This is a genomic window from Brotocaccenecus cirricatena (assembly GCF_020687045.1).
GTDB classification, from domain to species: Bacteria; Bacillota; Clostridia; order Oscillospirales; family Oscillospiraceae; genus Vescimonas; species Vescimonas cirricatena.
In genome coordinates this window covers 1-1,508 of record NZ_JAJEPW010000144.1, presented here as the reverse complement: position 1 = coordinate 1,508, position 1,508 = coordinate 1, and the positions used below count along the sequence as shown (strand labels likewise).

Genomic DNA, 1,508 nt, shown 5'->3' with positions numbered 1-1,508 from the left:
AAGATATTCCGCAGCGGGGCAAAATCATTGTCGCCCTGTGCGCTGTCCACTCCGTCATTGATAGCGATGAAGCGGACACCTTTCTGTGGGAAAATCATTTCCGTGTACATTCCCACTTGCAGGTAGTTTCGCCCTAACCTCGACATATCCTTTACGATAACTGTCCCGACTTTTCCGGCTTCAATGTCCGCAAGCATGGCTTGAAAACCGGGTCTTTGAAAGTTCGCACCAGAATAACCGTCGTCCGTGTACCAGCGCAGATTGGAAAAGCCGTTCTGCTTTGCATAGGTTTCAAGGATACGCTTCTGAGACGAGATTTGTCAAGGGTATTCTCTTCTCGAAAATACAATTTCAAAATCATTATATGAATGAGTCAGTCCTCTTCCGGGTCTGACTCTTTTTTCTTAAAGACTTATACAGTCTTAGTTTCGATTGCAGGACCCTTTTCCCCACTTAATACTTTAAGCGGTATTATGGCCTTGCAAGAAAGAAATGAGGTGAACAATTATGAGCATTACAAATGCGGCGAGAAGATTTGAACAGAGATTTGACGCAAAAGCGGAGCGCTTTATTTGGCATCATCCGCTACTTGGCTTCATCTCCATCTTTGTTGGAATGCCCTTACTGGTTTTGGCGTGTGTCTGTATCAGTACGATCGTTATCGCCTTTCCTATGGCATGGCTTTTGGGTTGGTTGTAATCTTTATTTCATCTTTAAACGCACAAAAGATGACTAATGCCATTTTTAGAGGAAAGGTTTTATGATATTGGGGACAGCAAAAAAGGAGGATGAATCTTATGCAAATGCTAATTGCACTCATAGGTGTATGTGCGGCAGCAATGCTGCTGTGGTATGTCTATATTTTAATGAAGGGAGATGATCAGGCATGAGCACCATGATTCAGTATGATCGGCATCATCAACCAGGACTCCCAGGCCGGCTGGCTGCCCACCATCGGCAACCAGAAGTATCTGCTGGCCATTCTGGTGGTAGCCGTGATGACGGGTCTGATGTACATTTATCTGAACTACAGCAAGCAGGGCTATGAGATCGCCGTGGTGGGCGAAAGCCGCCGCACCGCCAGCTATGCCGGTATCAAGGTGGACCGGGTCATTATCCGGACCATGGCCCTGTCCGGCGCACTGTGCGGCCTCATCGGTCTGCTGCTGACCTCCAGCACCGACCACACCATGACCACCACCATCGTGGACGGCCGCGGCTTCACCGCCGTTATGGTGTCCTGGATGGCGAAATTCAACCCCATTATCATGATCTTCGTGTCCCTGCTGCTGGTGGTGCTCAACCGCGGCGCCAGCGAGATCTCCACGGCCTTCGGCCTGAACCGCTCCTTCTCCGATATCCTGACGGGCATCATCCTGTTCTTCATCATCGGCTGCGAGTTCTTCATCAACTACAAGGTCCAGTTCCGTACTTCCGGAAAGAAGGAGGCGTGAGAAAATGAATTTTGATATTGTATCCTTCATCCCCCGCGCGGTCATGCAGGGTAT

The 1,508-nt window shown here is 49.0% G+C and carries 2 protein-coding genes and 1 pseudogene; 2 read left to right on the top strand and 1 reads right to left on the bottom strand.

Annotation, left to right across the window (positions count from 1 at the left end; genetic code table 11):
• Positions 1–317: pseudogene (locus LKD37_RS17460) on the bottom strand (recombinase family protein); the annotation flags it as partial.
• A gap of 190 nt (positions 318–507) precedes the next feature.
• Here LKD37_RS17460 and LKD37_RS17455 point away from each other — a divergent pair.
• Complete coding sequence (locus LKD37_RS17455; RefSeq protein ID WP_186871672.1) at positions 508–699, top strand: hypothetical protein; 192 nt, start codon at positions 508–510, stop codon at positions 697–699.
• Between the two features lie 206 nt (positions 700–905).
• Positions 906–1,454 (top strand): ABC transporter permease subunit, encoded by a 549-nt coding sequence (locus LKD37_RS17450; RefSeq protein WP_302930324.1) that lies wholly within the window; start codon positions 906–908, stop codon positions 1,452–1,454.
• Positions 1,455–1,508 lie beyond the last annotated feature (54 nt).